This window comes from Pseudomonas sp. HY13-MNA-CIBAN-0226, assembly GCF_040310305.1.
Taxonomy (GTDB): Bacteria; Pseudomonadota; Gammaproteobacteria; order Pseudomonadales; family Pseudomonadaceae; genus Aquipseudomonas; species Aquipseudomonas gregormendelii.
Genome location: NZ_JBEOPS010000001.1, coordinates 21,892 through 47,614, shown reverse-complemented (window position 1 = coordinate 47,614; position 25,723 = coordinate 21,892). Strand labels below are relative to the sequence as shown.

The following is a 25,723-nucleotide window of genomic DNA, read 5'->3' as shown; positions in this document are numbered from 1 at the left end:
CACAAACGGATTCAAAGATGAATGACAGCCAGGTCCAGCCGGCCGTAATCATTTTCAGCGTGTTCGCCTTTGGGAGGCACATGTTGGGTCTTCATCACCTTCTCCCCTTGCAGGGTTTCCAGATGAATATCGAAGCCCCACAGCCTGTGAAGATGTTTGAGAACCTCGTCGGTCGACTCGCCCAGCGGTTTGCGATCGTGCTGCTGATGGCGCAGGGTCAGGGAGCGGTCGCCGCGCCGATCGATGCTGTAGATCTGCACGTTGGGTTCACGATTGCCGAGGTTGTACTGCGCCGCCAGGGTCTCCCTGATGGTGCGGTAACCGCCTTCGTCGTGAATGGCCGGAACCAGCAGATCGTCCTTTTGATCATCGTCGAGAATGCTGAACAGCTTCAGGTCACGTATCACTTTGGGTGACAGGTACTGCAGGATGAAACTCTCGTCCTTGAAGCTGCTCATGGCGAATTTGATGCTCGAAAGCCAGTCCGTACCAGCAATGTCTGGAAACCAGCGGTAATCCTCCTCGGTAGGGCTTTCGCACATGCGGCGGATGTCGCGGTACATCGCAAAGCCCAGGGCATAAGGGTTGATGCCACTGTAGTACGGGCTGTCGAAGCCCGGTTGCATGACCACGCTGGTGTGAGAAGTCAGGAACTCCATCATGAAACCATCGGTGACGAGGCCTTCGTCGTAAAGGTCGTTCATCAGCGTGTAATGCCAGAACGTGGCCCAGCCTTCGTTCATGACCTGGGTCTGGCGTTGCGGGTAAAAATACTGGGCGATCTTGCGCACGATGCGCACGATCTCACGCTGCCAGGGCTCCAGCAACGGTGCATGTTTTTCGATGAAGTACAGGATATTTTCCTGAGGTTCAGCGGGGAAGCGCGCATTGTCCTTCTCGCTGTACTTGTCCGCGCCTTTGGGAATGGTGCGCCACAGGTCGTTGATCTGCTTCTGCAGATGTTCTTCGCGATCCTTCTGACGGCGGCGTTCTTCCTCGGCTGAAATAGGGTAGGGGCGCTTGTAGCGGTCGACCCCGTAGTTCATCAGCGCATGGCAGGAATCCAGCAGGTCCTCTACCGCGTCGATGCCATGCCGCTCTTCGCACTGCATGATGTACTGCTTGGCAAACACCAGGTAATCGATGATCGAACTGGCGTCGGTCCACGTGCGGAACAGGTAGTTACCCTTGAAGAAGCTGTTGTGGCCATAGCAGGCATGCGCTACCACGAGTGCCTGCATGCAGATGGTGTTCTCTTCCATCAGGTACGCAATGCACGGGTCGGAGTTGATCACGATCTCGTAGGCCAGCCCCATCTGGCCGCGGCTGTAGGATTTTTCGGTGCTGAGGAAGTGCTTGCCGTAGGACCAATGGTGATAGCCCAGCGGCATGCCCACTGATGCATACGCATCCATCATCTGTTCGGCGGTGATCACTTCTATCTGGTTGGGATAGGTATCGAGTGCGTAGCGAGCGGCGATACGACTGATTTCGCGGTCATAGGCCTGGATCAGCTCGAACGTCCACTCGGAGCCGGTGGAAATGGGTTGGCGCTTCTGCTCTTTGGCGGTCATGTCACTAACCTGCGCTGGAAGAGTTCACGGAAGACCGGATAGATATCCCCGGCCGAGACCAGTTGTTGCTGGGCAAAAGTGTCAGAGAAGGCTTCGGCAATGCGTTCGTATTCGAACCACAGGGCCTGGTGCTCCCGAGGGGTAATCTCGACATAAGTGTAGTACTGCACGAACGGCATGATCTGATTGATCAGGATGTCGCGGCAAATCGGTGAATCGTCGTTCCAGTTGTCCCCGTCGGAGGCCTGTGCCGCATAGATGTTCCACTCATTGCTTGGATACCGCTCCTGCATGATCTCCTGCATGAGCTTCAGGGCGCTGGAAACGATGGTGCCGCCGGTTTCGCGAGAATAGAAAAACTCTTCCTCGTCCACTTCTCGTGCGCTGGTGTGGTGGCGAATGAACACCACGTCGATCTTGTCGTAGTTACGTTTCAGGAACAGGTACAGCAAGATGAAAAAGCGCTTGGCGATGTCCTTGGTCGCCTGGGTCATGGAGCCTGAGACATCCATCAGGCAGAACATGACCGCCTTCGAACTGGGGTTGGGTTGCTTGATCAGCAAGTTGTACTTGAGGTCGAAAGTGTCCAGGAAAGGCACGCGATGGATGCGCGCACTGAGTTTTTCGATTTCTGCCTCTATTTCCTGGATATCGCCGAAGTTGTCCGGTTCATCCCGCTTCAGTCTCAGCAACTCCTCCTTGGCCTCACGCAATTTGGCCCGGCTGCTGCCAGACAGGGCAATACGCCGTGCATGGGCCGAGCGCAGGGTGCGGATGATGTTGATCCGCGACGGATTGCCTTCGTTGCTGATGCCCGCGCGGACGGTCTTGAAGGTGTCGGTACCGGTCAGGTTGCGCTTTACCAGGTTGGGCAGTTCAAGGTCCTCGAACATGAATTCGAGGAATTCTTCCTGGGTGATCTGGAAGACGAATTCGTCCATGCCCTCACCGGAGTTGCCGGCCTTGCCGGGCCCTCTGCCGCCGCCACCGCCCGGTGGACGGGCAATGTGCTCGCCGCTGGTGAACTCCTTGTTGCCCGGGTGCACGACGGTCTGCTTGCCACCACGGCCGTGGTGAAGCACTGGCTCATCGATATCGCGACCAGGGATGCTGATCTGCTCGCCGTGTTCCATATCGGTAATGGAGCGCCGGCTCACCGCCTCTTCGACGGCTTTCTTGATGTGGTCACGGTAGCGCCGTAAAAACCGCTGGCGGTTTACCGTGCTCTTGTTCTTGCCATTGAGACGTCGGTCGATCACATAGCTCATAGGCCCTCCGGGGAGCTTCGAGTCATAAGCTTCAAGCTGCAAGACAGAAGCTTCAGAAACAAGCGGCGCGCGACATATGGCCACAAATACGCAAACACCGCGTATCTGTGGAGGGTTCGTTGTTTGCCGCCTGCAGCTCCCTTACTGGGACTTTCTCACCCGCAGATACCACTCGGATAGCAGCCGTACCTGTTTGTCGGTATATCCACGCTCGACCATTCGTGTAACGAAGTCGTTGTGTTTCTGCTGGTCCTCTTTGCTGGCCTTGGCATTAAAACTGATGACTGGCAGCAGGTCTTCGGTGTTGGAGAACATTTTCTTCTCGATGACCACCCGCAGTTTTTCGTAGCTGAGCCAGGTTGGATTCTTGCCGTTGTTATTGGCACGGGCACGCAGTACGAAGTTGACGATTTCGTTGCGGAAATCCTTCGGATTGCTGATGCCTGCCGGTTTTTCGATTTTCTCCAACTCTTCGTTCAGCGCTACACGGTTGAGGATCTCGCCGGTTTCCGGGTCGCGATACTCCTGATCCTGGATCCAGAAATCCGCATACAGCACATAACGATCGAAGATGTTCTGCCCATACTCGCTGTAGGACTCGAGGTAGGCGGTCTGGATCTCCTTGCCGATGAATTCGATGTAACGCGGGGCCAGGTATTCCTTGAGGAACCGCAGATAACGTTCGCGTGTTTCGGCCTGGAACTGCTCCTGCTCGATCTGTTGTTCCAGCACATAGAGCAGATGCACCGGGTTGGCGGCGATCTCGTGCGGGTCGAAGTTGAAGACCTTGGACAGGATCTTGAACGCGAAGCGGGTCGAGAGGCCGTTCATCCCTTCATCGACGCCTGCATTGTCACGGTATTCCTGGATCGACTTGGCCTTCGGATCGGTGTCCTTGAGGTTTTCGCCGTCGTACACCCGCATCTTCGAGTAGATATTCGAGTTTTCCGGCTCTTTGAGGCGCGAGAGCACGGTGAACTGGGCGAGCATTTTCAGGGTGTCAGGTGCGCAGTGGGCTTTGGCCAGCGAGCTGTTGAACAGCAGCTTGTCGTAGATTTTCACTTCGTCGCTGACGCGCAGGCAGTAAGGCACCTTGACGATGTAGATCCGGTCGATGAAGGCTTCGTTGTTCTTGTTGTTGCGGAAGGTGTGCCATTCCGATTCGTTGGAGTGGGCGAGCAGGATCCCGGTAAACGGGATCGCGCCCAGGCCTTCGGTGCTGTTGTAGTTACCTTCCTGGGTAGCGGTCAGCAATGGGTGCAGCACCTTGATCGGCGCCTTGAACATTTCGACGAATTCCATCAGGCCCTGGTTGGCCCGGCACAGGGCCCCCGAGTAGCTGTAGGCGTCGGCGTCGTTCTGCGGGAATTCTTCCAGTTTACGGATATCGACCTTGCCCACCAGCGCCGAGATGTCCTGGTTGTTCTCGTCCCCAGGTTCGGTCTTGGCCACGGCGATCTGGTTGAGGATCGACGGATAGAGTTTCACTACACGGAACTGGCTGATGTCGCCACCAAACTCAGCCAGGCGCTTGGTGGCCCATGGCGACATGATGGTATTGAGGTAGCGCCGGGGAATACCAAAGTCTTCCTCGAGGATCGCGCCATCTTCTGTGGCGTTGAACAGACCCAGGGGTGATTCGAAGACCGGCGAGCCCTTGATCGCGTAGAAGGGCACTTTTTCGATCAGCTGTTTGAGCTTCTCGGCCAGGGACGATTTACCGCCACCGACGGGGCCGAGCAAGTAAAGAATCTGTTTCTTCTCTTCCAGGCCCTGAGCGGCATGGCGGAAATACGACACGATCTGGTCGATGCATTCTTCCATCCCGTGGAAGTCTTCAAAGGCCGGATAGCGACGGATCACCTTGTTGGAAAAGATTCGCGACAGCCTCGAGTTGGTCGAGGTGTCCAGCAGTTCCGGTTCTCCGATGGCCAGCAAAAGACGCTCGGCGGCAGAAACGTAGGCACTGCGGTCCTGTTTGCACAGCTCAAGATACTCTTGCAGCGAGAGTTCTTCCTGGCGTGTGGACTCGAAGCGTTGTTGGAAGTGGCTAAAGATACTCATGACGTCACCTCGCTCGATACGTGGAGCCGACGCCGGATCACTCAGTCGATGCTGGCAGCAACCGAACAGGCGGTCGCTGTTTACCCCCCAGAACTCTTTCAGAGCTGACGACTCCGAAAGCTACTCCCGATGACCCGCGCGCCGGTGTACCGGCTCTCCCCTGTTTTGGATGGCCTGGGCTTAAGGATAGTTGGGAATTCGGGAGGTAAAGGCGAGATACGCAATTAGTTGTGGCAGACCGTTCGTCTGCCACGGCGCTAGCCCACAGTGGCTGGGGCTTACGCGTTACAAAAATATTATTCCGAGGTGCCTTGCGCGGTTTGCGCAGGATAAGTCGTACGCCACAGCTCAAAACCGCCATCCATGCTGTAGACATCGGAGAAGCCCTGGCTGATCAGATAAGCGGCCGCGCCTTGGCTGGAATTGCCGTGGTAACACACAACGACCGTCGGTGCATCAAGGTCGGCGCCCTGGATGAACGCGTGCAGGGAGTGGTTATCCAGGTGCCTGGAACCTGCGATGTGCAGCGCGGCAAAAGTAGCGGGGTCGCGGACGTCGACCACTACAGCGCCTTGTTCGCGCAGTGCTTGTGCCTGCTCTGGGGGGATACGTTTGAATTCGCTCATGGCGGGCTCCTGTGGCTCGGCTGAAAGCGTAGCCTAGCGCTGAATGCTGGCTGACGATGATGCGGTGAGTGTGGGGGCGATGGGCTCAGCGGCGACATGGCCGTGCGCGTCGCATTTGCAAGACAGGCGTTCGCCGGTGTCGACGTTCATCAGGGTCAGGGCGCCGCCCCAGACGCAGCCGGTGTCGAGGGCCGAGATGCCCGGCTCCACAACGTTGCCCTCCAGCGCTGCCCAATGGCCGAAGATGATCTTCAAGCCTTTGGTCTTGCGTTCTTTGTGCTGGAACCAGGGCTTGTAGCCCGGTGGTGCCGAGTCCAGGCCTTCCTTGCTCTTGAGGTCGAGCTTGCCTTCGGCCGTGCAGAAACGCATGCGGGTGAAATAGTTGGTGATTACTCGAAGGCGCGTGATGCCTTTGAGTTCGCTATCCCATTTCGCTGGTTCATTGCCGTACATGCCGTCGAGAAAGGGTGGCAACAGGTTGTCGTCGCGCAAGGCTGTCTCGACTTCGGCGGCACATTTCAAGGCTTTGCGCAGCGACCATTGTGGCGGGATACCCGCATGCACCAGCGCCATGTTGCGCTGTTCGTCGTAATGCATGAGCTTTTGCTGGCGTAACCAGTCCAGCAGGTCTGCGCAATCGGGCGCATCGATGATCTCACGCAGGGTGTCGCCTTTTTTCAGGCGCTCGATGTTCCTCCCGGCTGCCAGCAAATGCAGGTCGTGGTTGCCCAGTACGCATACCAGCGACTCGCGCATGCCGTAGAGGAAGCGCAGGGTTTCCAGCGACTGCGGGCCACGGTTGACCAGATCGCCGACCAGCCAAAGCCGGTCATGAGTCGGGTCGAAGACAACTTTTTTGAGCAGGCATTGCAGTGCGTCAAGGCAGCCTTGGAGGTCTCCGACGGCGTACGTTGCCATCAGTGCAGGGCTCCGGGCACCGCCAGGCGGAACGGCGCAATGACGGCGTCGAAGTGCTTGCCGTCGTCGGCAATCATTTCGTAGGTGCCCTGCATGGTGCCGACCTTGGAGGTCATGACCGTGCCGCTGCTGTAGGTGTGGCTCTTGCCTGGATCGATCAGCGGTTGCTGGCCGACGACGCCCGCACCGCGAACCTCCTCGACATGCCCGTCGCCATCGGTGATCACCCAGTGCCGCGACAACAGCTTGGCCGGTAGCTGGCCATTGTTCTGCACGGTGATGGTGTAGGCGAAGGCAAAGCGTTCGTGCTCGGGTTGCGATTGTTCTGCCAGATAGCGGGTGACGACGCTGACGTCGACCTGATAGCGAGGATCGGACATGCAAGAGGCCTTAAAAACGAAGCGGGACGCGGGGCGTAGCTGAGGGAGTCAGTCTAGGCCAAGTACCGGGTAGTAAACCAGACTGGCGTCCTACCCGATAGCGCTCATCGCTGGTCAGTCGGCAGCAGGTGCCTGGGGTACCTGCTCGCTGAGCTTGTCGGCCAGGCGCACGAAGGCGGCCAGGTCGAGTTGCTCCGGACGCAGGCTGCCATCAACGCCGGCGGCTTCGATTTCGTCATTGCTCAGCAACAGCTTGAGGGTGTTGCGCAGGGTCTTGCGACGCTGGTTGAAGGCTTCGCGAACCACGCGCTCCAGCAGCTTGTGGTCTTTTGCCGGATGCGGGAGCACCGCGTGAGGCACCAGACGCACGATCGCCGAATCAACCTTGGGCGGCGGATTGAACGCGCCAGGGCCGACATTGAACAGGTGCTCGACCCGGCAGTGATACTGAACCATGATCGACAAACGGCCCCAGTCTCCGCCCCCCGGGCCTGCCGCCATGCGCTCGACCACTTCTTTTTGCAGCATGAAGTGCATGTCGCGGATCAGGTGGGCGTTGTGCAGCAGGTGGAAGATCAGCGGGGTAGAGATGTTGTACGGCAGGTTGCCGACCACCCGAAGACTGGCAGGCGCTGCGTTCAGGCTGTTGAAGTCGAACTTCAGTGCATCGCCCTGGTGCAGGTTGAAATTGCTCTTGCCGGCAAACTGCTGGTTGAGGATCGGGATCAGGTCCTTGTCCAGTTCCACCACGTCGAGCTGGCCGCCGCTGCTGAGCAGGCCTTGGGTCAGCGCGCCCTGGCCGGGGCCGATTTCCAGCAGGCGATCTTCAGCCTTGGCATGGATGGAGCGCAGGATGCGGTCGATGACGCCGGCATCGTGCAGGAAGTTCTGGCCAAAGCGTTTGCGCGCCTTGTGTTGGTAATGCTCGGTCATATACGGGTCTCGGCCATCTGGTAGGCGGTTTCCAGGGCGACTTGCAGGCTGCCGGTGTCGATTTTGCCGCTGCCGGCCAGGTCCAGGGCGGTGCCGTGGTCGACCGACGTGCGGATGATCGGCAAGCCGAGAGTCACATTGACTGCCGCGCCGAAGCCTTTGTACTTGAGCACCGGCAGGCCCTGGTCGTGGTACATCGCCAGCACTGCGTCGCAGTGCTCCAGATATTTGGGGGTAAACAGAGTGTCGGCGGGAAGGGGGCCGCGAAGGTCCATGCCCTCACCGCGCAAGCGCTCTAATGTAGGTTCGATGATGTCGATTTCTTCATGGCCCAGGTGACCGCCTTCACCGGCGTGCGGGTTGAGCCCGCACACCAGGATGCGCGGCTGGGCGATGCCGAACTTCTCTTTCAGGTCGGTGTGCAGGATACGTGTCACGCGCTCCAGGCGCTCAGGCGTGATTGCGTCGGCAATCTCGCGCAGCGGCAGGTGAGTGGTGACCAGCGCCACGCGCAGGCCACGGGTCGCGAGCATCATTACCACTTGTGCCGTGTGGGTCAGGTCAGCGAGAAATTCTGTGTGCCCGGAAAAGGCGATGCCCGACTCGTTGATGACGCCCTTGTGTACCGGGGCGGTGATCATGCCGGCGAAATCCCCGTCCAGGCAGCCTTGGCCAGCCCGGGTCAGGGTTTCCAGGACGAAGGCGGCATTGGCCTTGTCCAGTTGCCCGGCAGTGACCTTGGCATTGAGCGGGGTGTCCCACACATACAGGCTGTTGGCTGGCGCCGGGGCGTCTGGCCAACTGTCCGGTGTCACTGCCAGCAGATTAACGGCCACTCCCAGTTGCGCGGCCCGCTCAATGAGCAGGTCGCGACTGGTGATGGCAATCAGGGGGTGTGGCTGGGCTTGCGAGGCGAGTAGCAGGCACAGGTCAGGACCTATGCCCGCCGGCTCGCCGGGTGTCAGCGCGAAACGTTTGGGGTTCACTGCGCTGCCTGGTCTGCACCAGGGAGTTTGATCTCGACGTACGCTTCGTCACGGATCTGACGCAACCAGGTTTGCAGCTCTTCGTCGTATTTGCGGTTACGCAGTACGGTCATGGCTTGCTGTTCGCGGGCCTGGTTGGTGCTGTCGGTAGCGCGGCGGCCCAGGACTTCCAGGACGTGCCAGCCATATTGAGTCTGGAACGGCTTGGACAGCTTGCCTTGTGGAGTATTGGCCATCACTTCGCGGAACTCTGGCACCAGGGCGTTCGGGTCGATCCAGTTGAGGTCGCCGCCGTTGAGGGCAGAACCCGGATCTTCCGAATAGCTTTTTGCCAGCTCGGCGAAGTCTTCGCCCGACTCGATACGGGTGTAGAGCGACTCGACCAGCGCCTTGGTCTTCGCTTCGTCACGGATCGGACTTGGCTTGACCAGGATGTGGCGTACATGCACTTCGTCACGCACCTGAGCTTCACCGCCACGCTTGTCGAGGATCTTCAGGATGATGAAGCCCCCTGGTGTGCGCATCGGCTGGGTCACGTCGCCCACGGCCATGGTGCTCAGCATGCGGTCGAACGGTGGTGGCAATTGAGCAGCTTTACGCCAGCCCATGTCGCCGCCTTCCAGTGCGGTTTCGCTGGCGGATTTGGCGATGGCCAATTGACCAAAGTCAGCGCCTTGCTTGAGCTGCTGGTAAACCGAGTCTGCCTGCTTGGCAGCATTCTGAATCGCTTCAGAGTTGGCGCTTTCCGGTGTAGGAATCAGGATGTTGGCCAGGCGGAACTCTTCGGACAGCTGCATCTTGCCCAGGTCGGAAGCGAGGAAGTTCTTCACTTCCTGCTCGGACACCTGGATGCGCTCCGCCACACGGCGCTGACGCACGCGGCTGATGATCATTTCGCGACGAATCTGCTCACGTGCGTCGTCGTAGGACAGGCCGTCACGTGTCAGGGCGGCGCGGAACTGATCCACCGACATGTTATTGCGCTGTGCGATGGTGCCGACAGCCTGGTTCAGTTCTTCATCGGTAATGCGGATGCCCGAGCGCTCGCCGATCTGCAACTGCAGGTTTTCGACGATCAGGCGCTCAAGAACCTGCTGGTCCAGCACACCAGGCGGCGGCGCGGCGGCGCCACGCTTGGCGATGGTTTGCTGAACTTCATGAACCCGTTGATCCAGCTGGCTCTGCATGACCACGTCGTTATCGACGATGGCCACCACTCTATCGATGGACTGCACTGCGGCGTTGGCCGCGGTACCCAGGAACAGCGCGCCCAGCATGAGCGGGCGCAGACAATCAGAAAGCTTGGTCTTCACGTTCACGATAACCTTGGATGCCTTTGTCGAGGAAGCTCTCTACTTTGGCGCCGGTGAGGCCGCCGAGTCCCTTCAGAACAATTTGGAGGAAGACGCCATGGTCGCCTTTTTCGTTTTGCGGAGCGTCTTGACTGGTTTCGTCGTAGTCAACCCAGTAACGGTTGATCACGCGCAGTTTCCAGCAGCAGTTGTCGTACTCAAAGCCACCAAAGGCTTCCAGGGTACGGTTGCGGTTGTAGTCATACTGCCAGCGGCTGATAGCGTTCCATTGCGGCACGATCGGCCAGATAACCGAGAAGTCGTGCTGCTGGATCTTGTAGTAGTCCTTCACGTAGCCCGGCGTACCAGGGGTGCCGTAGTCACCGCCACCAACCTGCCATTTACCGGAGGTTTGGTCGTAACGAACCTGGTCATTGCGATAACGATAACCGGCGTTGATGACCTTGTTCGGGTTGTCTTCAGGCTGGTAATGGAACATCGCGCTGCCCGAGCGAGGGCTGCGGCTGTCCGGGTCCCAGTTGTAATCGGCAGTGGTGCGCCAGTCACGGTTCCAGCGGTATTCGTATTCCAGTGCGTAGGGCGAAACATTGGATCTCGCGTCATCACGGGTCTTGGCATCGATACCCGGCAACTGGACTTCACGGTCCTTGAAGTAGAGCGCCTGGCCGACGCTGATACGCTGACGTTCAAAGCCGTTTTCTTCGATCCAGCGGCTGGTGACGCCCAGGGACAGTTTGTTTTCGTCGCCGACCCGGTCGGAGCCGGAGAAGCGGTTGTCACGGAACAGCGACGAATAGTTGAAGGTATATTCGCTGGTGTCGAAGACAGGAATATCTTCCTGATCCGTCTCAGGCACATATAGATAGAACAATCGCGGTTCAAGAGTCTGGTTGTAGTTCTTGCCAAACCACGTGGTTTTGCGATCGAAATAAAGGCCGCTGTCAATACTAGCAATCGGCACGCCACGGTTCTGATTGGTGTCGAAGGTGCCGTTGAGCTTGTCCTGTTCCGCATTCTGGGTGGCAATTTGAGATTTGCCGATACTGTCCAAGTCAAGTTGATACTGGGTGTATTGATACTTCAGCGTTGGCTTCAGGAAACCGTATGACCAATCCAGTGGCAAGCTGACGGCAGGCGCCAAATTTAAACGATCGCCGGTAGCGCGGGCGAGGCCGGTAACATTATTGTCCAGACGGGGAGTCACAACGCCATCTTCGTCCGAGAAATCGCCGTTTTTCAAATCACGGTCGAATCGCACGAGTTCAGTGTCATAGGTGAAATTCAGGCCGCCTGGAGTATAGGGCAGCGCACCGTTGAAGGTGATCTGCGGCAAACGGTCGTACGGAGTGATGTCCGACACAGTAGCAAGTTGATAAGCCTGAGCGTTCACGCGAGCGGTATAGCTATCACCGCGGTACGTCACCGACCCCTGCTGATTCACATAATCCGCGCTTTTCACGCCAATCTGGTCAGTCTGCAGATCCTGGAAGTAATAAGGATCGCTGATCTTGGTGTAATCGACCTGCGTGAGAACACGCGAGTCGAGGCCACCCTTGTGCTGCCAGTTGTACATGTAGCGGGTTTTTTCGTAGTCGGTCTGTTTGCTGCGCTCGGTGTCGTCGTCGTTCAGGTACGCAGCGCCGAACTGGCCTTCGCTGGACGGCGTCAGGTAGCGGAACTCGCCTTCCATCAACAGGCCGCGCTTGCTCATGTAGCGTGGGTACAACGTGGCGTCGTAGTTCGGTGCCAGGTTGAAGTAGTACGGAGTTACCAGCATGAAGCCGGTATCGGTGCCCGTGCCGATGGTCGGCGGCAGGAAGCCGGACTGGCGACGGTCGTCGATCGGGAAATAGATGTACGGCGTGTACAGGACCGGAATGTCCTTGACCCGCAAGGTCACGTTGGTCGCGGTACCGAAGCCGGTGGCCGGGTTCAGGGTGATGTTATTACCCTTGAGCTGCCAGGCATTGCTGTTCGGTTCGCACGTGGTGTACGTACCGTCCTTCAGGCGGATGATCGCGTTTTCGGCACGCTTGGCGTACAGGGCGCTACCGCGGATACGGGATTTGTGCAGAACGTATTCGGCGTTGTCGACCTTGGCTTCACCGGTGTCCAGTTGCACATCGGCGTGATCGCCAACGATCAGTGCACCATTGTCGCGAATGCGCACGTTGCCGCTCAGCTCACCGCGGCTCTCGGCCTGGTACAGGTTGGCTTCGTCGGCTTCGACCTGCATGCTGCCCTGGCGCATGACGACGTCACCGGCCAGTGCTGCAACCTGTTCTTCCTGCTTATAGCGAGAGGCCTTGGCGCCGATAAAGGTCGGGGCGTCACTTTTATTCGTCTTGTCATTCATGCCAGGACGAGTGGGTTCGATATAGGAACCCGAGCAGTAAGGGCCGGTTTCAGCCAATTGCGCTGCGGTGAGGTTCTCGCGCGGAACCCAGTCGAGGTGACTGTAGTCTGCACTGCGAGACTTCAGGCCGCGGCCCTTGGCTTCGGTCACCAGTGCCGGTTTGGCGCCGGTGTCGTCGCTCGTACCGCTGTCGGCAGGCGTCTCGCCGCTTGCACTTACCGCGCTGCCGTCATGGACGGGGCGAGGTGGCAAAGCAGCGGCTGGGGATTTTGGCGCACAGTCCCAGGCACCCGAAGCAGAGACTGAGCAGTCATACTGTTCCGCGGCGACCACGAACGAAGTGGCTAGAGGTTGAAGGGCCAGCAGACTGCCGGTAACCAACAACGGAAATTTTTTACGAAACGCGGGGGATTTCAATGCCATCTTATTAGTCCGGGCTTCCTGCGTGCCATCTGCCCGCGGTGTGGGCCGCACGCCTCTCGATGGTCTGAAAAAGATGCTGGATAATAAAGCATGACCCGCTTGACGGCTAGCGCCGTCGGAGACCCTTGCAATGCCTGACCAAGATGTACGTTTGCAACACCTGAAAGTTTGGCTCGAAGAACAGTTGGCCACCCTCTTTGCAGAGCAGGGCTGGGGAGCCGTACCCCCAGCCACGTTGACTGCGGCCAGTAGCGATGCGAGTTTTCGGCGCTATTTCCGCTGGGAGGGCGCGGGCCGCAGCTTTATCGTGATGGATGCGCCGCCGCCCCAGGAAAACTGCAAACCCTTCGTTGACATCGCTTTTTTGCTGGCGAAATCCGGCATCAATGTGCCGAAAATTTACGCCGAAGACCTGGAACGCGGTTTTCTTTTGCTCAATGACCTGGGCAACAAGACCTACCTGGACGTGATCGACAGCGAAAATGCCGACGATTTGTTCAAGGATGCCTTGCAAGCCTTGCTGGCCTTTCAGCAACTGCCAATGGTGGCGCCGCTGCCAAGTTATGACGTGGCCTTGCTGCGCCGTGAGCTGGAGTTGTTCCCGGACTGGTATGTGAAGCACGAACTGGGCGTCGAATTCGACTCCACCCAGCAGGCACTGTGGCAGCAGGCCAGCGACCTGTTGATCGACAGTGCGCTGGCGCAGCCAAAAGTCCTGGTGCATCGCGACTATATGCCGCGCAACCTGATGCTCAGCGAACCGAATCCCGGCGTGCTGGATTTCCAGGATGCGGTCTACGGCCCCGTCACTTATGACGTCACTTGCCTGTTCAAAGACGCTTTTCTCAGCTGGCCCGAAGAACGCGTACGCGGCTGGCTCGAAGATTACTGGCAGCAGGCCGGTGCCCTGGGCATTGCGGTGCAATCGGACTTCGAAAGCTTCCTGCGCGCCAGCGACCTCATGGGCGTGCAGCGTCATCTGAAGGTCATCGGCATCTTCGCCCGCATCTGTCACCGTGATGGCAAACCCCGCTACCTGGCCGACGTGCCGCGCTTCTTTGCTTATATAGATGCTGTGGTCGCTCGCCGGCCGGAACTGGCGGATCTGGGTGCATTGCTTGATAGCTTGCGTGCCGGAGTTCAAGCATGAAGGCGATGATTCTCGCGGCAGGCAAGGGCGAACGGATGCGCCCGCTGACGCTGACCACTCCCAAACCGCTGGTGCGTGCCGGCGGCATACCGTTGATCGAATATCATCTCAAGGCGCTGGCGATTGCCGGTTTTACCGAGATTGTGATCAACCATGCCTGGCTCGGCCAGCAGATCGAGAACTACCTGGGTGACGGATCGCAATACGGCGTGCGGATTCACTACTCGCCTGAAGGCGAACCGCTGGAGACCGGCGGCGGCATCTTCCGAGCGCTGCCATTGTTGGGTGACGACGCTTTCCTGGTGGTCAACGGCGATATCTGGACCGACTATGACTTCAGCGTGTTGAAACACCCCATCGACGGGCTGGCGCACCTGGTGCTGGCGGACAACCCCGCGCATCACCCTGCCGGGGATTTCAGCCTGCGCGACGGGCTGGTGCGCGACGGGCAAGCAGATGATGCGACGCTGACCTACAGCGGGATTGCGGTGCTGCACCCGCAGTTGTTCAAAAATTGCTCAACGGGTGCGTTCAAGCTGGCGCCGTTGCTGCGCGCGGCCATGACGCAGGGGCAGGTGACTGGTGAACGCCTCGATGGACGCTGGGTAGATGTCGGCACCCACGAGCGCCTGGCAGAAGTGGAAACCTTGATAGAAGCGAGTCGCTGAGATGCTGTGGCCAGGGACTCTGATTGGAGCCGGGGCGGGCTTTGCCATCGCCAGCATTCCGGGGGCCATGCTCGGCGCGCTATTGGGGCAGGCGCTGGACCGGCGTCTACAGCTGCAGAGCTGGGGACACTTGCGGGAAAAGCTCGGCGGCCGGCCAGTCCTGCGCAACGATGAACTGCTGTTCATCCTGCTCGGGCGGTTGGCCAAATGCGATGGACAGGTGGTGGCAGGTCACATTCAGCAGGCCCGAGAGGAGATGCGATCGCTGGAAATGACCGAGTCCGCGCAACGCCGGGCGATTGTCGCATTCAATCGCGGCAAATCAGGACATGACCGGCTGCGCGGATACCTGCAACGCCTGAGCGCCCAACCTTTCGCTGCCGAAGGCGTGTTGCGCGCCTGTTGGCGCATGATCTGGGCGGATGGGCGTGCCGGTCGCAGTGAGCTGGAGCTGATTGCCCAATGGGGTCGTTGGCTGGGCTGGACGCCACAGCAGGTGCAGGCCCTGGCGAGCGAATATGAACCGCAGAAACGACCTGCGATCAGCAGCGCGCTGACCTATCAGGACGCGATGCGGCTGCTGGGGGTGTCGGCTACCAGTGAGCCGGCGCAGATCAAGCGCGCCTACCGTCGTCTGCTGAGTCGGCATCATCCGGACAAGATCGCCGGCAGTGGGGCAACCACGTTGCAGGTGCGCGAGGCGACGGACAAAACCCGCGAGTTGCATAACGCCTACACGGTAATCCGTCAGCGTCGGGATTTTCGCTAGCGTTTTCATCCCGCCGGCTGAGGGCTCAACCAACCCCGCACCCGGCGGACCAGCTGCTCTTGTTGATCCTTGGCATTTCCTGGCAAGGCTTTCAACGAAACCTGGCTGAACGCTGCCGTCTTCAGCCGCTTGCTCGCCTGCAATCGCTTGAGCGCTTCATCGCGGTCCAGCGGCTTGTCCATGTAGAAAATATCTGCGGTGGGCAGTTTGAGCGTCGAGGTCAGCTCGACCAGCTCGGGCTTGGTGGATGCCGGCGTCTTGACCGCGACCATTACCAGCTTCTCGACCTGCGGTGGCTGCTTCTCGCTCAGGTATCGGGCTGCCCAGTAGCCGCCGGTGCCATGTCCCAGCACGACGATGCTGCGAGCGCTTTGCCCTTCGGCGTAGGCCACTGCCGCGTCTATTCGCGCGAAAATCCGTTCGGCATCGACCCTTCGCTGTTCGTCGACGCTTTCGACCACAGCCTTGTCTGCCACATCGGCCTCGCCGCCGGCGGCCTGTTCGATGGGCGTGGAAGTGGTCGAATCCTTGGTCCCTGTGTCAGGGGCCTTGATCGCCGGGGGCACTTCGAGGACGCGAGGGGCAATGGCGTCGCTTTGCAGGTCTGGCAAGGTGATACTCAGGCTGCTCCAGCCGGCATCCGGTAATTTACGACGCAATGGGCCGATCGCTTGCGGTGAGTCAGCTGTCTCGCCGACGCCCGGGACGATAATCACCGCACCTTTGGGCTCTGCAGTATTCGCCGGCTTCCACAGCGCCAGGAAGGTCTCGCTGCCCGCTTGCAGCTGTTGCTGTTCCTGAGCGGGCAAGGTGCGTTCGAGTGCGGCCGCGTCTTCCTGACTACGCTCAAGCAGCGGTTGGCGTTGCGTTGGCGCAGATGCAGCAGGGGAATCAGCAGCAGGGGCCGGGTCGGCCGCCTTGACGGAAAACGCGCAAGGCAGGATCAGCGACAGGCACAATGCTGGCAGTGCCAGGTGGTAGACAATGGGCATCGGATATTCCAGGCCAGAAGTGATTCCGGCAGCCTAATGGGTTAGTCAGTATTTGTCAGTGTGTGGGGCTTTAATGATGGTTGTGCGCTGCCTGTTAATGATTGCCTGTCTGTGCTTTTCCCTGGCGGGTTGGGCGGCCTCCGCGCCTTCCGAGCATCTTGCGCAACTGTCGCCGGCGCAGCGCCAGTGGTTGGCCAGTCATGGCGAGTTGCGCGTCGGGGTGGTGCTGCAAACGCCTTATGCCCAATACGATCGGCGCTTGCAGCGGCTGTCCGGGGTCAATGTCGAGCTTATGAAGTGGGTGGCCAAATCCCTCAAGGTCGAATTGAGCTGGCGCAATTTCCCCGACCTGGCGCAACTGGAGGCGGCGGCCCGAGAAGACGAAATCGACATTGCCCCTGGGCTGACGCAAACCCCGGGAGGTCTGCGGCTATGGCAGTTTTCCGACCCTTATATGCGGGTGCCCCAGCTGGTGGTCAGTGATCAGAAGAGCGCTGGCGTGGTAGAGCTGGAAAAACTCGATAGCCAGACCCGGGTGGCGGTGCGCATGCCAGGTGCGACTGCTGACTATCTGCGCGGCAATTACCCGCATCTGAATTTGCAGGGCGTGCCGATCGAGCGCCAGGCCTTGCAACTGCTGCTGAGCCAGCAGGCCAGCTACGCAGTAGTCGATGAGGCGCAGCTCGGTCGATTGTCCGCCGAACCGGAGTTCGCCGGACTGGTGGTGGTGGGTGACATTGGCTTGCCGCAGTTGCTGCGGGTTGCGACCCGCCGTGACTGGCCTGAACTGGCAGGCATCGTCGAGGCGGCGTTGCGGGCGATTCCGGCCAAGGACCTCGAACAGTTGCACAACCAGTGGCTGCAGCCCAAATACCCTCGGCTGGCCGAGTCGCCAGGCTTCTGGCAAAACCTGTGTCTGTTGTTTGCGGTGCTGATGTTCAGCAGCATGGCCATCGTCTTCTGGCAACGGCGCCAACAGCACAGTCTGGAGCAGCGGCTGGTCGCGGCACGTGAAGACATTGCCTTGCGTGCAGCCAGCGAAGAAGCGCTGCGGCTCACGCAGTTTTCCATCGATCAAAGTACGGTCGGCATTCTGTGGGTGAATTGGGACAGCCATGTGCGCTATGCCAACCGTGCAGCCGAGACCATGCTGGGTTATGCCGCCGGCGGAATCATTGACCGGCCATTGATCGATTTCGAACCCGGCCTGCACATGGATCGCTGGCTGAACCTGTGGAAGCGAGCCCGTGCCAGCGAGGAGGGGCCGCAAAGTTTCGAAACCAACTGCGTGCGGGCGGACGGCAGTATCTTGCCAACGGACGTGTCGTTGAGCTTCCTGCGATTTCGCGAAGGCGAGTACCTGGTGGTTTACCTCAACGACGTCACTGAACGTCGCCGTGCCCTGGCCGCACTGCAGGAAAGTGAAGCGCGGCTGCAGGGGATCGCCGCCAACGTCCCGGGATTGGTCTTTCGCCTGGAGCGGGCGCCGGTGACAGGGCAGATCGACTTTGCCTACATCAGTGAAGGCAGCGAAACCCTGGTCGGTTACTCCCCGGCGACTCTCGCCCATCGCGACAAGGGCCTGCGCAGCCTGGTGCATCCGGATGACAAAGCCAGCTACCACAGGACCCAGGACCTGGCGCTGGACACCGACAGCGACTGGTCATGGCAAGGACGAATTCTTACCCGCCAGGGCGAACAGCGCTGGGCCGAGATCAAGGCGATTACCCGTCGACTGGAAGACGGCGCCTACGTCTGGGATGGCATCGTCTGGGACATCAGCGAAAGCAAGCGCATCGAACTGGAGCTGGCCAGCTCGCGCGAGCAGCTACGGGAGTTGTCCGCGCACCTGGAAAGCGTGCGGGAAGAGGAGAAAGCGCGAATTGCCCGGGAGGTCCACGACGAGCTGGGGCAAATGCTCACCGTGCTGAAGCTGGAGACCTCGATGTGCGAACTGTCCTACGCGCAGCTTGATCCTGGCCTGCAGGATCGCTTGAACAGTATGAAGCGCCTGATTGCACAGTTGTTCCAGCTGGTTCGGGACGTGGCGACAGCGTTGCGCCCGCCAATTCTCGACGCCGGGATCGCTTCGGCGATTGAATGGCAGGCCCGGCGCTTCGAAGCGCGCACCCATATTCCCTGCCTGGTGCAGGTGCCGGACAACCTGCCAGTGCTCAGCGACGCTATGGCCATTGGACTGTTCCGGATCCTTCAGGAAGCGTTGACCAATGTCATGCGTCATGCCCAGGCGCATACTGTCGAACTGACGCTGGTTCGCGAGGGCAACGAGTTGCTCATGACGGTCAGCGATGATGGCGCAGGATTTGTCGCCTCAACCGGTCGGCCTACTTCCTTTGGCGTGGTGGGCATGCGCGAACGGGTGTTGATCATGGGCGGCGAGTTGTCGCTTGAGAGTGAGCCGGGTGAGGGTACGACGCTGATGGTGCGAGTGCCGCTGGATGGGGCCTGAAGGTTTGTGTTGTCAATGATGAAGCCTTCGCGAGCAAGCCCGCTCCCACAGCAGTTGGAGTGTAATAGGGATCTGTGCCTCGACCCGGTCTCCCTGTGGGAGGGGTTTTGCTCGCGAATGATCCTGGATCTGAAACAAGAAGAATGGAGAACAATGTGATCCGTGTACTGGTAGCCGAAGACCACACCATTGTCCGCGAAGGCATCAAGCAGTTGATCGGCCTGGCCAAGGACTTGCTGGTGGTAGGGGAGGCGAGCAATGGCGAGCAGTTGCTCGAGACCCTGCGTCATGTTCCCTGCGAAGTGGTGCTGCTTGATATCTCCATGCCCGGGGTCAATGGGCTGGAAGCCATTCCGCGGATTCGCGCGCTGAACAATCCCCCGGCCATCCTGGTGCTATCGATGCATGACGAGGCGCAAATGGCCGCCCGCGCTTTAAAAGTAGGCGCGGCAGGCTACGCGACCAAGGACAGTGACCCGGCGCTGCTGCTGACGGCCATCCGCAAGGTCGCAGCGGGTGGGCGCTACATTGACCCCGACCTGGCTGACCGAATGGTCTTCGAGGTGGGGCTGACCGATTCGCGGCCGCTGCATTCGCTGCTGTCAGAGCGTGAATTCTCGGTGTTCGAGCGCCTGGCCCAGGGCGCCAACGTCAACGACATTGCCCAGCAACTGGCGCTGAGCAGCAAAACCATCAGCACCCACAAGGCGCGGTTGATGCAGAAGCTCAACATCACCTCCCTGGCGGAGCTGGTGAAATATGCGATGGAGCACAAACTCCTCTAATTGCGACATATCTATCTGCGACATCCCTTCAAGCCGCTTTTGCCTGTGCTTCAAGCCTGTAGCTGGCAAGGTGCCGGTGCATTTGCCCAAACGCGCCATCCTTGTAGGGCAATCCCTACCCCCAACCTTCCAGCCGGCTGAGGCGATTCTCTCCTGCCCCCCGATTTGCGTGGTCCCCAGCGTCCACTAGGCTTAGTCCACAGCAGTCATCAACAACAAAGGTGTGGGTATGAGCCAGGTCGATTCAAGCGCAGGGGCCAGCGACATTCTGGTCAGCTTTCGTGGAGTGCAAAAGAGCTACGACGGCGAGAACCTGATCGTCAAAGACCTCAACCTGGATATTCGCAAAGGCGAATTCCTCACGTTGCTCGGGCCGTCCGGCTCCGGCAAGACCACCAGCCTGATGATGCTCGCCGGTTTTGAGACCCCGACCGCTGGCGAAATCCTGCTGGCCGGGCGCTCCATCAACAACGTGCCGCCGCACAAGCGTGACATCGGCATGGTGTTCCAGAACTACGCGTTGTTCCCGCACATGACCGTTGCCGAGAACCTTGCGTTCCCGCTGAGCGTGCGCGGCCTGAACAAAAGTGATGTCAGCGACAAGGTGAAAAAAGTCCTGAGCATGGTTCAGCTCGACGCCTTCGCCCAACGCTATCCGGCGCAGCTGTCTGGTGGCCAGCAGCAGCGCGTGGCCCTGGCCCGGGCGCTGGTGTTCGAGCCGCAACTGGTGCTGATGGACGAACCGCTGGGCGCACTGGACAAACAACTGCGCGAACACATGCAGATGGAGATCAAGCATCTGCACCAGCGCCTGGGCGTGACCGTGGTCTACGTGACCCACGACCAGGGAGAAGCGTTGACCATGTCGGACCGCGTGGCCGTGTTCCACCAAGGCGAAATCCAGCAGATCGCCCCGCCGCGCAGCCTCTACGAAGAGCCGAAGAACACCTTCGTCGCCAACTTTATCGGTGAGAACAATCGCCTCAATGGCCGCCTGCACAGCCACACCGGTGACCGCTGCGTGGTCGAGTTGGGCCGTGGCGAGAAGGTTGAAGCCCTGGCAGTGAACGTCGGCAAGACCGGCGAGCCAGTCACGCTGTCAATTCGCCCGGAGCGCATAAGCCTCAACGGTTCGAGCGAATCCTGCGTCAACCGCTTCTCAGGACGGGTGGCGGAATTCATCTACCTGGGTGACCACGTCCGGGTACGCCTGGAAGTCTGCGGCAAGACCGATTTCTTTGTTAAACAGCCGATAGCCGAGCTCGATCCCGCGCTGGCCGTTGGTGACGTAGTACCGCTTGGCTGGCAAGTCGAACACGTTCGCGCGCTCGACCCACTTCTAGAGGCGAATTAATCGCCCCCTGCAACACCAACCCTGCACGTGGAGAACAATATAAATGTTGAAATCCCTGAAATTCACCGCCCTGGTCATGGGCATGATCGGTGCGGCACACGCAATGGCGGCAGGTCCCGACCTGACTGTCGTGTCCTTTGGCGGGGCGAACAAGGCGGCGCAGGTCAAAGCCTTCTACGCACCTTGGGAAGCGGCGGGCAACGGCAAGATCGTGGCGGGCGAATACAATGGCGAGATGGCCAAGGTCAAGGCCATGGTCGACACCAAGAGCGTGTCCTGGGACCTGGTGGAAGTTGAATCGCCAGAACTGTCCCGCGGCTGCGACGAAGACATGTTCGAGCAACTCGACCCGGCACTGTTCGGCAAGACCGAAGACTACGTCAAGGGCGCCATCCAGCCGTGCGGCGTAGGCTTCTTTGTGTGGTCGACCGTGCTGGCCTACAACGCCGACAAGCTCAAAACCGCGCCGACCAGTTGGGTGGATTTCTGGGACACCAAGCAGTTCCCGGGCAAGCGTGGCCTGCGTAAAGGCGCCAAGTACACCCTGGAATTCGCCTTGATGGCCGACGGCGTAGCGCCCAAGGACGTCTACAAAGTGCTGGCGGGTAAAGACGGTCAGGACCGCGCGTTCAAGAAGCTCGACGAGCTCAAGCCAAGCATCCAGTGGTGGGAAGCGGGCGCACAACCGCCGCAGTACCTCGCTTCGGGTGATGTGGTCATGAGCTCGGCGTACAACGGCCGCATCGCCGCCGTGCAGAAGGAAAGCAACCTGAAGGTCGTGTGGAACGGTGGCATCTACGACTTCGATGCCTGGGCCATTCCTAAAGGTCTGGACAAGGCGCGTGCTGAAGCGGCGAAGAAATTCATCGCGTTCTCGGTGCAGCCACAGCAGCAGAAGACCTACTCGGAAAACATCGCCTACGGCCCGGCCAATACCCAGGCCGTACCGTTGCTGGCCAAGGATGTCCTGAAGGACATGCCGACCACCCCGGAAAACATCGCCAACCAGGTGCAGATCGACGTCAGCTTCTGGGCTGACAACGGTGAGCAACTGGAGCAGCGTTTCAATTCCTGGGCGGCCAAGTAGGAGCTGCCGAAGGCTGCGATCTTTTGATCTTGATCTCCAGCGATCTCAAGGCCGCCAAAAGATCGCAGGCTGCGCCAGCTCCTACAGGGGGCGGCGTGTTTCATGAATGTTGATGTAATGCGGCATTACTTCGGTAATGCCGCCCATCCAAAGATTTCCGGAGTACGCCATGGCCACCGCCATTCCCCTGAACGCGGGCACTGACCCCACCTTGAAGCAGCGGCTCAAGCACGCCGAGCGGATCAACCGCTGGAAAGCGCAAGCCTTGATCGCGCCGCTGGTGCTGTTCCTGCTGCTGGTGTTCCTGGTGCCGATTGTGGCGCTGCTCTATAAAAGTGTTGGCAACCCGGAGGTGGTCGGCGGTATGCCGCGCACCGTGGCTGCCATCGCCAGTTGGGATGGTCGAGGCCTGCCCGCTGAACCGGTCTATAAAGCCGCCAGCGAAGACCTTGCCGAAGCTCGCAAGAATCAGACCCTGGGAGACCTGTCCAAGCGCCTGAACATGGAATTGGCCGGCTACCGCAGCCTGTTGACCAAGACTGCGCGTGCCTTGCCGTTCGCCACTGAACCAGCCTCTTATAAAGAAGCGCTGGAAAGCCTCGACGAGCGTTGGGGCGACCCAGCTTATTGGCAAGCCGTGCGCCGCAATACCAGCAACATCACGCCTTATTACCTGCTGGCTGCTGTCGATCACCGCATCGACGACCTCGGCGAAGTGGCCCCGGCCACTCCCGACCAGGCGATCTACCTCGACATCTTCGCCCGTACTTTCTGGATGGGTCTGGTCATCACGGCGATCTGCCTGGTGCTGGCGTATCCACTGGCTTACCTGCTGGCCAACCTGCCTTCACGGCAAAGCAACCTGTTGATGATTCTGGTGCTGTTGCCTTTCTGGACCTCGATTCTGGTGCGAGTCGCAGCCTGGATCGTGTTGCTGCAATCGGGCGGCCTGATCAATAGCGGGCTAATGGCCATGGGCATCATCGACAAGCCGCTGGAACTGGTGTTCAACCGTACCGGGGTCTACATCTCGATGGTGCACATCCTGCTGCCGTTCATGATCCTGCCGATCTACAGCGTGATGAAAGGCATCTCGCCTACCTATATGCGCGCGGCGATTTCCCTGGGCTGCCATCCGTTCGCCAGTTTCTGGCGGGTGTACTTCCCGCAGACCTATGCCGGTGTAGGTGCCGGTTGCCTGTTGGTGTTCATCCTCGCCATCGGCTACTACATCACGCCCGCGTTGTTGGGTAGCCCGAACGACCAGATGGTCAGCTACTTCGTCGCCTTCTACACCAATACCAGTATCAACTGGGGCATGGCGACCGCACTGGGTGGGCTGCTGCTGTTGGCGACCGTCGTGCTTTATCTGATTTACAGCTGGCTGGTAGGCGCCAGTCGCCTGCGCCTGAGCTAAGGGGAGAACGGAATGCTGAGTCCTTACATGTCGCCCATCGAACGGGTGTGGTTCTACAGCTTGCGGATTCTCTGCGGCTTGATTTTGTTGTTCCTGATTCTGCCGGTGCTGGTGATCATTCCGCTGTCGTTCAATTCGGGCAGTTTCCTGGTGTACCCGCTGCAAGGCTTTTCGCTGCACTGGTATCAGGACTTCTTCGCCTCGGCGGAATGGATGCGCGCCCTGAAGAACAGCATCATCGTGGCCCCGGCGGCCACGGTGCTGGCGATGATCTTCGGCACACTGGCAGCGATCGGCCTGACCCGGGGCGATTTCCCGGGCAAGGCGCTGGTGATGGCCCTGGTGATTTCGCCGATGGTGGTGCCGGTGGTAATCATCGGTGTGGCGAGTTATCTGTTCTTCGCACCACTGGGGCTGGGCAACAGTTTCTTCTCGCTGATCGTGGTGCACGCGGTGTTGGGTGTGCCCTTTGTGATTATCACCGTGTCGGCGACGTTGCAGGGGTTCAACCAGAATCTGGTGCGCGCCGCAGCAAGTCTGGGGGCTTCGCCGCTGACTGCGTTCCGTCGTGTGACCTTGCCGTTGATTGCACCGGGGGTGATTTCCGGGGCGCTGTTTGCTTTTGCGACTTCGTTCGATGAAGTGGTCGTGACGCTGTTCCTGGCCGGTCCTGAACAAGCGACCTTGCCACGGCAGATGTTCAGCGGAATTCGCGAAAACCTCAGCCCGACGATCGCCGCAGCTGCGACGCTGTTGATCGCCTTCTCGGTGATCCTGCTGCTGACCCTGGAATGGCTGCGCGGGCGCAGCGAAAAACTGCGGACCGCACAGGTCTGACACGACCCTTCCTGTAGGAGCTGCCGAAGGCTGCGATCTTTTGATCTTAGGAATCAAGGTCAAAAGATCGCAGCCTTCGGCAGCTCCTACAGAGGGTTTGTGCGGGATTGAGTGTTCCAGGTCATTCACACCCTGAATACCAGACAACCTCCAATCCCCAGCTACTATTGTTGCCCAGCTCCTACCTATAAGAGGCTGCGCACATGAGTCTTTCCTCTTTCAAAATCGCCCACAAACTGATCACCGGTGCAGGTGCCATCGAGCAGCTGGCCGCTGAGCTCACCCGGCTGGACATCGACCACCCCCTGATCGTCACCGACGCTGCGCTGGTTAAATCCGGCACAGTCGAGCTCGCGCTGGCGCAATTGGGCGGTCGCACTTATGAGATCTTTGACCGGGTGTTGCCGGATCCGGAAATCGCCATCGTTGAAGATTGCATGCAGGTCTATCGCGAAGGCGGGCACGACGGGCTCATCGGCCTGGGTGGTGGCAGTGCGATCGACATCGCCAAGAGTGTCGCAGCCTATGCCGGTTATCACGGTGCGCTTGAGGATTTGTTCGGTGTCGACCAGGTGCCCCGCAAAGGCCCGCCGTTGATCGCCATACCGACTACTGCCGGTACCGGCTCGGAAGTGACCAATGTGGCGATCCTGTCCGACAAGGTCGCGCAACTCAAAAAAGGAATTGTCAGCGACTACCTGTTGCCGGACGTGGCGCTGGTCAGCCCGCAGATGACCCTGACATGTCCGCGCGGCGTCACGGCAGCGAGCGGCGTCGATGCGCTGGTGCATGCCATCGAGTCCTACCTTTCGGTCAATGCTTCGCCCATTACCGATGCCTTGGCCATCGGCGCGATCAAGCTGATTTCCGGGGCGCTGCCCAAGGCCTACGCCAACCCCTCCAATCTGCAGGCCCGCGAAGACATGGCCACTGCCAGCCTGATGGCCGGCATGGCGTTCGGGAATGCCGGGGTCGGTGCGGTGCATGCACTGGCGTATCCGTTGGGCGGGCGCTTCAATATCGCCCATGGCGTCAGCAATGCGTTGTTGCTGCCCCATGTCATGACGTGGAACAAAATGGCCTGCGTTGAGCGAATGCAGGATATTGCCGAGGCCATGGGGGTCCGTACTGCTCATCTGAGTGCCAATGAGGCCGCGCACAAAGCCGTCGAGGCGATGGCGGCATTGTGCGCTGCGGTTGAACTTCCCCAGGGCCTGCGCAGTTTCGGCGTTCCCGAGGATGCGATCCCGGCCATGGCCGTGGAAGCCGCGGGGATCGAACGTCTGATGCGCAACAATCCTCGTCAATTGAGCGCCGTCGATATCGAGAAGATCTACCGGGCGGCTTACTGAT

21 protein-coding genes are annotated in these 25,723 nt (G+C 59.6%); 10 read left to right on the top strand and 11 right to left on the bottom strand.

The window, feature by feature from the left end; translation table 11 throughout:
- Positions 1-11 precede the first annotated feature (11 nt).
- The 10 genes from AAEZ05_RS00215 to AAEZ05_RS00170 form a co-directional block, all read right to left on the bottom strand.
- Positions 12-1,574 carry a SpoVR family protein gene (locus AAEZ05_RS00215; RefSeq protein WP_350646418.1) on the bottom strand — a complete coding sequence of 521 codons (1,563 nt, stop codon included), beginning with the start codon at positions 1,572-1,574 and terminating at the stop codon, positions 12-14.
- Entirely contained in the window at positions 1,571-2,842 is a 1,272-nt protein-coding gene (locus AAEZ05_RS00210) for a YeaH/YhbH family protein (RefSeq protein ID WP_045059964.1), read from the bottom strand. The genes AAEZ05_RS00215 and AAEZ05_RS00210 overlap by 4 nt, the downstream gene beginning before the upstream one ends.
- Before the next feature lie 141 nt (positions 2,843-2,983).
- Positions 2,984-4,906 (bottom strand): PrkA family serine protein kinase, encoded by a 1,923-nt coding sequence (locus AAEZ05_RS00205; protein ID WP_045059965.1) that lies wholly within the window; start codon positions 4,904-4,906, stop codon positions 2,984-2,986.
- 296 nt (positions 4,907-5,202) lie between these two features.
- Positions 5,203-5,532, bottom strand: a complete 330-nt coding sequence (glpE, locus tag AAEZ05_RS00200; RefSeq protein ID WP_205893520.1) for a thiosulfate sulfurtransferase GlpE — start codon at positions 5,530-5,532, stop codon at positions 5,203-5,205.
- Positions 5,533-5,565: 33 nt separating this feature from the next.
- On the bottom strand, positions 5,566-6,450 hold the full coding sequence (locus AAEZ05_RS00195) for a symmetrical bis(5'-nucleosyl)-tetraphosphatase (protein ID WP_045059967.1): 885 nt from the start codon (positions 6,448-6,450) through the stop codon (positions 5,566-5,568).
- Positions 6,450-6,830, bottom strand: coding sequence for a Co2+/Mg2+ efflux facilitator ApaG/CorD (gene apaG / locus AAEZ05_RS00190; RefSeq protein ID WP_045059968.1), 381 nt, complete (start codon positions 6,828-6,830; stop codon positions 6,450-6,452). The genes AAEZ05_RS00195 and apaG overlap by 1 nt, the downstream gene beginning before the upstream one ends.
- A gap of 114 nt (positions 6,831-6,944) precedes the next feature.
- Positions 6,945-7,763 carry a 16S rRNA (adenine(1518)-N(6)/adenine(1519)-N(6))-dimethyltransferase RsmA gene (rsmA, locus tag AAEZ05_RS00185; RefSeq protein ID WP_122841255.1) on the bottom strand — a complete coding sequence of 273 codons (819 nt, stop codon included), beginning with the start codon at positions 7,761-7,763 and terminating at the stop codon, positions 6,945-6,947.
- Positions 7,760-8,749 (bottom strand): 4-hydroxythreonine-4-phosphate dehydrogenase PdxA, encoded by a 990-nt coding sequence (gene pdxA, locus AAEZ05_RS00180; protein WP_045059970.1) that lies wholly within the window; start codon positions 8,747-8,749, stop codon positions 7,760-7,762. Before pdxA ends, rsmA begins: the two co-directional genes overlap by 4 nt.
- Positions 8,746-10,062, bottom strand: a complete 1,317-nt coding sequence (surA, locus tag AAEZ05_RS00175) for a peptidylprolyl isomerase SurA (RefSeq protein WP_045059971.1) — start codon at positions 10,060-10,062, stop codon at positions 8,746-8,748. The genes pdxA and surA overlap by 4 nt, the downstream gene beginning before the upstream one ends.
- A complete protein-coding gene (locus AAEZ05_RS00170) occupies positions 10,043-12,841 on the bottom strand; it encodes an LPS-assembly protein LptD (RefSeq protein ID WP_045059972.1) in 2,799 nt (932 codons plus the stop codon). The genes surA and AAEZ05_RS00170 overlap by 20 nt, the downstream gene beginning before the upstream one ends.
- Before the next feature lie 130 nt (positions 12,842-12,971).
- On the opposite strand from AAEZ05_RS00170, the gene AAEZ05_RS00165 reads away from it, so the two are divergent.
- Genes AAEZ05_RS00165 through AAEZ05_RS00155 form a run of 3 tightly spaced genes read left to right on the top strand, consistent with a single transcriptional unit; the run spans position 12,972 to position 15,428 of the window.
- Positions 12,972-13,991, top strand: coding sequence for an aminoglycoside phosphotransferase family protein (locus AAEZ05_RS00165; RefSeq protein ID WP_045059973.1), 1,020 nt, complete (start codon positions 12,972-12,974; stop codon positions 13,989-13,991).
- Positions 13,988-14,659 carry an N-acetylmuramate alpha-1-phosphate uridylyltransferase MurU gene (gene murU, locus AAEZ05_RS00160; protein WP_350646417.1) on the top strand — a complete coding sequence of 224 codons (672 nt, stop codon included), beginning with the start codon at positions 13,988-13,990 and terminating at the stop codon, positions 14,657-14,659. Before AAEZ05_RS00165 ends, murU begins: the two co-directional genes overlap by 4 nt.
- 1 nt (position 14,660) lies before the next feature.
- Entirely contained in the window at positions 14,661-15,428 is a 768-nt protein-coding gene (locus AAEZ05_RS00155) for a DnaJ domain-containing protein (RefSeq protein ID WP_045059975.1), read from the top strand.
- A gap of 5 nt (positions 15,429-15,433) precedes the next feature.
- Here AAEZ05_RS00155 and AAEZ05_RS00150 read toward each other — a convergent pair whose 3' ends face one another.
- Positions 15,434-16,420, bottom strand: coding sequence for an alpha/beta hydrolase family protein (locus tag AAEZ05_RS00150; RefSeq protein WP_045059976.1), 987 nt, complete (start codon positions 16,418-16,420; stop codon positions 15,434-15,436).
- A 73-nt stretch (positions 16,421-16,493) separates the two neighbouring features.
- Here AAEZ05_RS00150 and AAEZ05_RS00145 point away from each other — a divergent pair, with 73 nt between their 5' ends.
- From AAEZ05_RS00145 to AAEZ05_RS00115, 7 genes are all read left to right on the top strand, one after another.
- Positions 16,494-18,890 (top strand): PAS domain-containing sensor histidine kinase, encoded by a 2,397-nt coding sequence (locus AAEZ05_RS00145; RefSeq protein ID WP_045059977.1) that lies wholly within the window; start codon positions 16,494-16,496, stop codon positions 18,888-18,890.
- A 155-nt stretch (positions 18,891-19,045) separates the two neighbouring features.
- Complete coding sequence (locus AAEZ05_RS00140) at positions 19,046-19,675, top strand: response regulator (RefSeq protein ID WP_003210977.1); 630 nt, start codon at positions 19,046-19,048, stop codon at positions 19,673-19,675.
- A gap of 229 nt (positions 19,676-19,904) precedes the next feature.
- Positions 19,905-21,029 (top strand): ABC transporter ATP-binding protein, encoded by a 1,125-nt coding sequence (locus AAEZ05_RS00135; protein WP_045059978.1) that lies wholly within the window; start codon positions 19,905-19,907, stop codon positions 21,027-21,029.
- 43 nt (positions 21,030-21,072) lie between these two features.
- Positions 21,073-22,116, top strand: coding sequence for an ABC transporter substrate-binding protein (locus AAEZ05_RS00130; RefSeq protein WP_045059979.1), 1,044 nt, complete (start codon positions 21,073-21,075; stop codon positions 22,114-22,116).
- A 169-nt stretch (positions 22,117-22,285) separates the two neighbouring features.
- Complete coding sequence (locus tag AAEZ05_RS00125; protein WP_045059980.1) at positions 22,286-23,533, top strand: ABC transporter permease; 1,248 nt, start codon at positions 22,286-22,288, stop codon at positions 23,531-23,533.
- 12 nt (positions 23,534-23,545) lie between these two features.
- A complete protein-coding gene (locus AAEZ05_RS00120; RefSeq protein WP_045059981.1) occupies positions 23,546-24,370 on the top strand; it encodes an ABC transporter permease in 825 nt (274 codons plus the stop codon).
- Between the two features lie 203 nt (positions 24,371-24,573).
- Positions 24,574-25,722 (top strand): iron-containing alcohol dehydrogenase, encoded by a 1,149-nt coding sequence (locus AAEZ05_RS00115; protein WP_350646416.1) that lies wholly within the window; start codon positions 24,574-24,576, stop codon positions 25,720-25,722.
- The last annotated feature ends 1 nt before the right edge of the window (position 25,723 follow it).